Source organism: Pseudoalteromonas piscicida (assembly GCF_002744175.1).
Lineage (GTDB): Bacteria > Pseudomonadota > Gammaproteobacteria > Enterobacterales > Alteromonadaceae > Pseudoalteromonas > Pseudoalteromonas piscicida_B.
The window spans coordinates 85,502-92,607 of sequence record NZ_NKHF01000052.1 but is presented as its reverse complement, the minus strand read 5'-3'; the positions used below and the strand labels follow the sequence as shown (position 1 = coordinate 92,607).

The 7,106-nt window shown below is 40.8% G+C and carries 5 protein-coding genes; 1 reads left to right on the top strand and 4 read right to left on the bottom strand.

From position 1 onward, the window contains the following. Positions 1-383: 383 nt before the first annotated feature. Positions 384-1,304, bottom strand: coding sequence for a GTP cyclohydrolase FolE2 (folE2, locus tag CEX98_RS12070; protein WP_099642315.1), 921 nt, complete (start codon positions 1,302-1,304; stop codon positions 384-386). 318 nt (positions 1,305-1,622) lie between these two features. Between folE2 and arcB the strand changes: the two genes are divergently transcribed. Next, complete coding sequence (gene arcB, locus CEX98_RS12065; RefSeq protein WP_099642314.1) at positions 1,623-3,941, top strand: aerobic respiration two-component sensor histidine kinase ArcB; 2,319 nt, start codon at positions 1,623-1,625, stop codon at positions 3,939-3,941. Positions 3,942-3,950: 9 nt separating this feature from the next. Here arcB and arcA read toward each other — a convergent pair whose 3' ends face one another. The 3 genes from arcA to CEX98_RS12050 all read right to left on the bottom strand — a co-directional run bounded on the left by arcA (position 3,951) and on the right by CEX98_RS12050 (position 6,918). Continuing rightward, positions 3,951-4,670, bottom strand: coding sequence for a two-component system response regulator ArcA (arcA, locus tag CEX98_RS12060; RefSeq protein WP_099642313.1), 720 nt, complete (start codon positions 4,668-4,670; stop codon positions 3,951-3,953). Positions 4,671-4,777: 107 nt separating this feature from the next. Then, a complete protein-coding gene (locus CEX98_RS12055; protein ID WP_099642312.1) occupies positions 4,778-5,299 on the bottom strand; it encodes a YfiR family protein in 522 nt (173 codons plus the stop codon). Then, positions 5,296-6,918, bottom strand: coding sequence for an ATP-binding protein (locus CEX98_RS12050; RefSeq protein WP_099642311.1), 1,623 nt, complete (start codon positions 6,916-6,918; stop codon positions 5,296-5,298). The genes CEX98_RS12055 and CEX98_RS12050 overlap by 4 nt, the downstream gene beginning before the upstream one ends. Positions 6,919-7,106 lie beyond the last annotated feature (188 nt).

The following is a 7,106-nucleotide window of genomic DNA, read 5'->3' as shown; positions in this document are numbered from 1 at the left end:
TTCAAAGCAATATTCCTTATTCTTCATTTCTTTGATATTTCTTCTATCAATTCATATCTAATATATTTTCATCACATGATTCGTTGAAAAATAGTGCTTTCTTTTCTGTAAAGCTGGATTATTCTGAGGAATATCTTCACAGGTATGTCCTGTGAAAAAGCTTTTTTATGGTTTTGAGTTTAACCGGTCAAACTAATATTACTGATCCGCTGATCTCAGGGCTATACCAAATGCATTAAGTAAATGAGCTATTTGAAGCGGAGAAATAGCTTTAGTAGCTAGGCAAAAATTTTGCTATTTAGTCGTTCTAAATGAGAAATTTTTAACGACGCTAATATGCTACTTCATCCTTCAAATTGATCAGAAAATTAACTCAGTTGGTATTAAACGCTGTAACCACCATTAATCCCTTTAACAGCATAAGCCACCGCGTCGTGTGCGTGGAGAGATTCGTAATGGTTAATTTTGATGTAAAAGTCAGCCAATGCTTGCTTATTGAAGAGAGCTTTAAGTTTTCTAGCTGCATCCTCACAAAACATTAAGTTTTGACCATTAAGGCGAGCAAATTCCTGTTCATCTTCGCGTTTGACCGCTGCTTGAACTGGAGTTTTTAACTCGTTTTCTACCAGCTCTATTAAGTCTAAGATCGCAAACTCATCATGGCTTTCATTAAGCTTAACTTTAATATTGGCAATAGAGCGTTGAGAGTGTGGTGTCGCGACAATACCATCAGTGCTACCTAGCCAGTTGTGGACACTATGGAAGTCTAGTTCTTTACCATCAAAAGCGTGCTGAAATGCATTCTGTATCAGTTGGCGAGAGAGTGCTGCAGAGCAAGGACATGTGGATGAATAAGTGATATCTACCGCAAGTTCAAGTTTATAGATGCCGTCCAATAAGGTGGCATCGATGATCACTGGGTAAGACTTCCAGCCCATTTTTTTACTTAACAGTGAAGGGCGTCTGATCGGTAGCTCAAACTTAAAGGTTACTTTGGCACCGGTGCTAAGTTCATTATGCGTGCTTAAAAAATTGTCTAACAGTTGCTTTAACGTATTAGGGGTGAGTGCTTGCTCGCATGAGAGTGTGTCAAGCGCAAGAAATAAGCGTGACATATGGATACCTTTAGCATCCTCTTTTTGCAAATTAACGAAGGCATCAGCTTTTGCTGTGACAGTTGCCGGGTTTAAGCCTTTACTCTCAAGTACTAAAGGCAGCTCGATATTTCCCATGCCTACCCAGTCTAAAGTTCCTGTTTGTAACGCGCTTGCACTGTGTGCGATATCTGGCATGTTATTTTGCATTGACGCTCTCTTTCTTACGACTTAAAAAACGCGCATATTACACCAAATCCAGTTAAGTTGGGATGGGACGCTCAAATCAATCAATAATAAATTAGATGATTTGTCCATTTAGTGATACAGATTCTCATTTAGAACGTTTTAAAAAGCATAGATGATGGTGTTTTTGTTGAATAATCCTGCCCTACGATATCTATACTCGCTTATTACAAGAGCTTTTGTATAATATTTACTTTAGGGCCTGAATACGATGGCGTTCAGGCAACTCGTAGTAAAACATACTCTTGCCTGACAAGCGTTCAATAGTGGTGAAGTTATAATATGGCAGAAAATTCGTTTGGCTCATGGGCTCGAATTTTATCAAACTTGGTAGAAAAGTACGGCAACAAGCGGGCATTTATCATTGCTTATGCATTCACACTCTTTGTTTCCGTGATCCTGTCTTGCATGTTTTATTATGTGGCATTGGGCGTTGTTGACATCGTTAATATATCAGCATTGTTTTTCTTAACGGCGGTTATTTCACCGGCGTTGATCATGATGTCGGTTGCAGCAATGCGAGAAGTACAATCATCTAAAGCTTACCTTAAGTCTGCAACGCAACAAGAAAAAATGCTAAACCAGACCTTGAAAGACAACATCAACCGTTTAAATAGCGAAATAGACGAAAGAAAACTTGCGCTACATGCAAAACACCGAGCGATAGATGAATTACGCAAAGAAATTGCCGAGCGTAAAAAAACACAATTAGAACTGGCACAACAAGGCATGCTGCTGCGTAACATCGTGGACACTTCTCCCGACTTGTTTTACTACCGTGATGAGAATGGCGTATTTGCAGGTTGCAATAAGATGTTTGAGCTGGTCATGGGAAAAACTAGCGAAGAACTCATAGGCCACTCTGTAGAGCAGATTTACTCTCAAGAGTACTTACCTAAGGTGCTTGAAACCGATGAGCAAGTGGCAAAAACGCAGCAGCCACTGACACTTGACGTTGAATATCCGGTAAAAGGAGAGCAGCGCTGGTTCGAAATGCGGAAGTTACCCTTTATCAATGATAAAGGTGAGTATATTGGTCTGTTGGCATTTGGTCGTGATATCACTAGTCGTAAGGAAGCTGAACAAGCGCTTGAGACCGCGTACAAAGATAAAGGTAAATTTATTGCGACATTGAGCCATGAACTGAGAACGCCGCTTAATGGCATTGTAGGCTTGACTCGAATGATGTTAGATACTGAGCTTTCGGCACAACAAAAGAGTTGGTGTAATACCATTTTCTCAAGTGCCGAAACTCTAGGTAATATATTTAACGACATCATAGACCTAGATAAAATAGACCGTGAGCAGCTAGACATCGCGACGGATAGCATTAATGTCTCAGATTTTATCAATGATGTTGTGAATTTTGCCGGCCTTATTGCTGATCAGAAAGGCCTAGAGTTCACTATTAATCGCTCGGGTATGTTGGATGTTTATGCCTTACTCGATCCCACCCGCCTACGTCAGATCTTGTGGAACCTCATCAACAATGCCGTGAAGTTTACACACAGAGGGAATGTAACCCTTGAGTGTCGACGTGAAAATCGCGCTGATGGACCTTGGTTGACTATAAGCGTTATCGATACGGGTATGGGGATTTCCACAGATCAACTCGAACGTATTTTTGAAATGTACTATAAAGCGCCGGACGCTTCAGGTAGTAACGCAATAGGTTCAGGGATCGGTCTTGCTGTTACTAAAGCATTGGTACAAGCAATGAAAGGCTCAATCTCTGTAGCGAGTGAAAAGGGCAAGGGGAGTCGTTTTGATGTGGAAATACCACTGCAACTTTGTAGCGCGCCAAAAGAGCAAAGTTATGCTGGTAGAAGCCTCTATATATTGCTTGTTGAGGATGTTCCTTTAAATGCTGAAATCGCGACAAACTTATTAGAACAGCGTGGTCACGAGGTTATTTGGGCTGAAACTGGGGAAGATGCGCTGTCTTTTGTAGAGACAGAAGATGAGCTCGATTTGATTTTACTCGATATGCAATTACCTGACATCAATGGTGATGAAGTTGCTCGTCAAATAAGGCAAGACAGTCACTTTGACCATCTACCTATAGTGGCGTTAACAGCAAACGTAAGAAGCGCGGAGCAAGAGCTTGAAGGCATTAGCGTACAAGGAGCATTAGCTAAACCAATCAACACAACTAAGCTGGATAAAATGCTGGCAGAGCTATTTGGTATTGAAGCTCAAAAGAACAAGCAAAGCCTAGATCTTCGTGAAGCGTTATCACAACCTGAATATCAGGATTTAGATATCGAGACCATCTGTGATTTTGTTGAGTCTATGGGCGCCCCAGCTTTCCAACGTAGTTGTGATCTCTTTGCTAGGTTAAACCCAAAATATTGCCAAGAGCTCAGAGATGCCGTTGCTCAGCAAGATATTGAAGAGTATGGTGCTGTTGCACATAAGGTCAAAGGGGCTGCAGGCTCGGTAGGCTTACAGTTGGCTCAATTACAGGCTAAGAAAATGGAACTGGAGTCGGAAGGTAAGGATGACAGTACGCTTTTAGATTGGGTATCGGAACTAGAGAAGAAAATAGAAGAAGGGCAACAAGCCCTTCATCCATTAATTGCAAAACTCGCTGAAGACTAGTAAAAGCGATTATTGAGCGTCGATTTTACCAATGAAACGGTAACCTTCACCGTGAATTGTGCTGATCAATTCTGGTGTATTGTTATCAGTTTCAAAATGCTTACGAATACGACGAATAGTAACGTCAACAGTACGGTCGTTAGCGCGAAGCTCACGGCCTGTCATATGCTTGATAAGCTGTTCACGACTAAAAATACGGCCTGGAGAATCTAGCATTAGACGAAGCGCTCTATATTCACCTTTAGGCAGACGCTTTGAATCACCTGTTGGAGATGTTAAACAGCGACTGTTTTCATCTAATTCCCAACCATTAAATGTAATAACGCCGTTGCTGTCAATCGTTGACTCTTCTGCAGACGTGCCGGTGCGAGATATCAAGTTACGAGCACGAATAGTTAGTTCACGCGGGTTGAATGGTTTTGTGATGTAATCATCAGCACCAATTTCAAGACCTAAAATACGGTCAACATCATTGTCACGACCTGTAAGGAATATTAGGCCGATGTTTTTCTTCTGGCGCAACTCACGAGCCAAAATCAAACCATTTTTACCAGGAAGGTTGATATCCATGATAACAAGATTCACATCATCATTAGATGTCAACTTATCGTGCATGTCATCGCCATCAATGGCTTCGATTACTTTGTAACCTTCCGCTTCAAATAAACTAACGAGGTTCAGTCGAGTTACGTCTTCATCCTCTACAATTAGAATGACTGGCGTTTGCATTATTAATTAACCTTTTCGGAATATATAATTTACAATGAGTCCGGACTTATATAATAAATCCGAATATTTACGATTATAGGAGCTTATCCAATTGTTAACAAGTAAAATCAGTTGGGATGAAACTTGGATACGGCAAGCAGTCTTGAGCGCACAGTGAAGTACTGTTTTTCTAGCGCTTGCTTATTTATATACAGTCGAATTTTGCTCCCTTCTTGGACCAAAGAAGCAATCCCGCCTCTTTCTAAAAACTCAATACTTTCGCCCACGGTCAACATGTTTGACTCTATTGTATCGGTCCAAGCGGACAGTATATCATTTTCACTCATTTCATCAATGTATGTGATGTCACAAGCGCTGGAAAGTTCCCGATAAGTCCACGATTTTTTCGCTTCTATTAGCTCAATGGGTTTGCCACGAACATTTAGCTTTGTTGCGTTTTTCAGATTAGCTGCTGGCCCTGACTCTAGTGAGTAAAAGCAAAACTGCAGGCTAGCTTTGGCGTCTTCATCTGGAAACTCAACAAATTTTGCCATTTGATAGAGAAAGGCAGAGCGAACTTGATCCGGTGATTTTGCGTTCACCGTGAACGATAAAAGCAGGCAGGTAAGAGCTATGCTAACCCACTTCATTTTGCGTTCCCTGAAAGAGGCAGGGTAATAATAAACTTCGCGCCTTGAGTAAAGGCTTCATCTAGCGTTATCGAGCCGCCGAGGGCTTGTGTCACAAGATTATAAACTAGATGCATGCCCAAACCACTGCCGCCTTCGCCCCTGCGTGTGGTGACAAAGGGATCAAAAATTCGCTTTTTGATATCTCTGGGAACACCAGCACCATTATCAGTATATTCAATGACAAGTTGCTCACTATTAGGCTTAACTTTAATGGCTATGGTGTTGTTGTTTTGATCTTTAAATGCGTGGAGTAACGAGTTAGAAATTAATTGCTCTATGACTTGTTGAAGTGGGCCCGCTTTACTCTCAATAGAGAGACCTGTGTCACAGTCAATGGTAACTTCAGGTTGTTTGGTGACGAGATCTGCGCGCATAGAGGCAACAACATCTTTAAGTAAGCTAGAAAGTTCAATTTTAGCGTTTACTTCTAGATCCTGACTAACTGCCAAACGTTTAAAGCTAGAAACTAGTTCGGCTGCTCGATTTAGGTTGCGATAGATAAGATCTAGGTTTTCAATGCCATCGATAATAAATCGTTCTAATTGCTTAGAGGTGAGAGATTTACTTTGAAAAGCTTCATTGATATCAGAAAGTTTGTCTCTCAACAGCGTTGACCCAGTGATCCCTAAGCCTATAGGAGTATTTACCTCGTGAGCCACGCCAGCAACCATCTGTCCTAACGATGCCATTTTTTCGTTTTCGATGATCTGATTTTGATACTGATGCATACGCTCAAGCGCGTTTAGAAGCTCTTGGTTCGCCTCCCTTAATGCGATGGTTCTTTGATTAACTTTTTCTTCGAGGCTTTGGTTCAGCTGTTTGATTTCTTGTTTATCTGCTTTATGGCGTTCTAACTGGTTTTCAGTTCGAGCCAACATGATATTAAGATTGTTAGCCAGTACATTGAGTTCAGCAATATGACTACCAGGGGCTCTGGCATTGTAATTATGATTTTTTGAAACGTCTTGGAGTAACGTGGAGAGTCCCTCAATGGGAGTGGCTATGCGTTTCTGAATGCCTCTAGAGACCAATAGCACTAATATAAGTACAAATAAGGTTAATGCTATATCGACTAAAATCTTTTGATTTATATAGTTAGATAGTCGCTCAAGTCCCCCGCGGACATAAACATAGCCTTCAATATTGCCTTCATAAATAACTGGCTTTATGAGCTCGATGTGATCTTCTGAGACCTTAGGTGTGAGCAGTTCGTCAATTTGATTCACTTTAAGTGGAACGGGTGGGGTTCGACTAGCGTTGTAACTGGTAAAAAATACTGGACTGTTCGTGACGTCGTCTATGGCATAGATGTGGATATTTTTAATAATATCAACGTTTTGAAAAGACTTGAGCCGAGCATCTTCAGTTTTTCTATCGTCAAACAAAATAGTGATTTGAGAGTTAAAAGAGATAATGTCAGCGATCATCTCTATTTTATTAATGATGAGTTGTTTTTGCTCTTTAACATCTAAGTATGTGGAAATAGAAATCGATAAGGACAGACACAGCGCGGTAACAAGCATCACTGCGCTGATCAATACCTTTCTTATGCTTGTTTTTGTTAATTGCTTACTCATTCTTATTCCAGCTATAAGATCAGCCGTGGCTGCTTGCTATACCAATTATACTTGAAACTTGTCTAAGTTGAGGGGAAAGCCAATGCTTTATTTGCACAAGTCCCTACTATTTTAAACCACCACTCGGTTAGGCGAATTGGTATAACTCTCTATAATAAAGTAGAGCAAATCTTTGAAAATGAAAAGAT

What these genes read in the sequence shown, in the direction of transcription:
- arcA (WP_099642313.1), bottom strand. Translation starts at nt 4,670, where the DNA reads ATGCAAACGCCAGTCATTCTAATTGTAGAGGATGAAGACGTAACTCGA.
- CEX98_RS12055 (WP_099642312.1), bottom strand. Translation starts at nt 5,299, where the DNA reads ATGAAGTGGGTTAGCATAGCTCTTACCTGCCTGCTTTTATCGTTCACG.
- folE2 (WP_099642315.1), bottom strand. Translation starts at nt 1,304, where the DNA reads ATGCAAAATAACATGCCAGATATCGCACACAGTGCAAGCGCGTTACAA.
- arcB (WP_099642314.1), top strand. Translation starts at nt 1,623, where the DNA reads ATGGCAGAAAATTCGTTTGGCTCATGGGCTCGAATTTTATCAAACTTG.
- CEX98_RS12050 (WP_099642311.1), bottom strand. Translation starts at nt 6,918, where the DNA reads ATGAGTAAGCAATTAACAAAAACAAGCATAAGAAAGGTATTGATCAGC.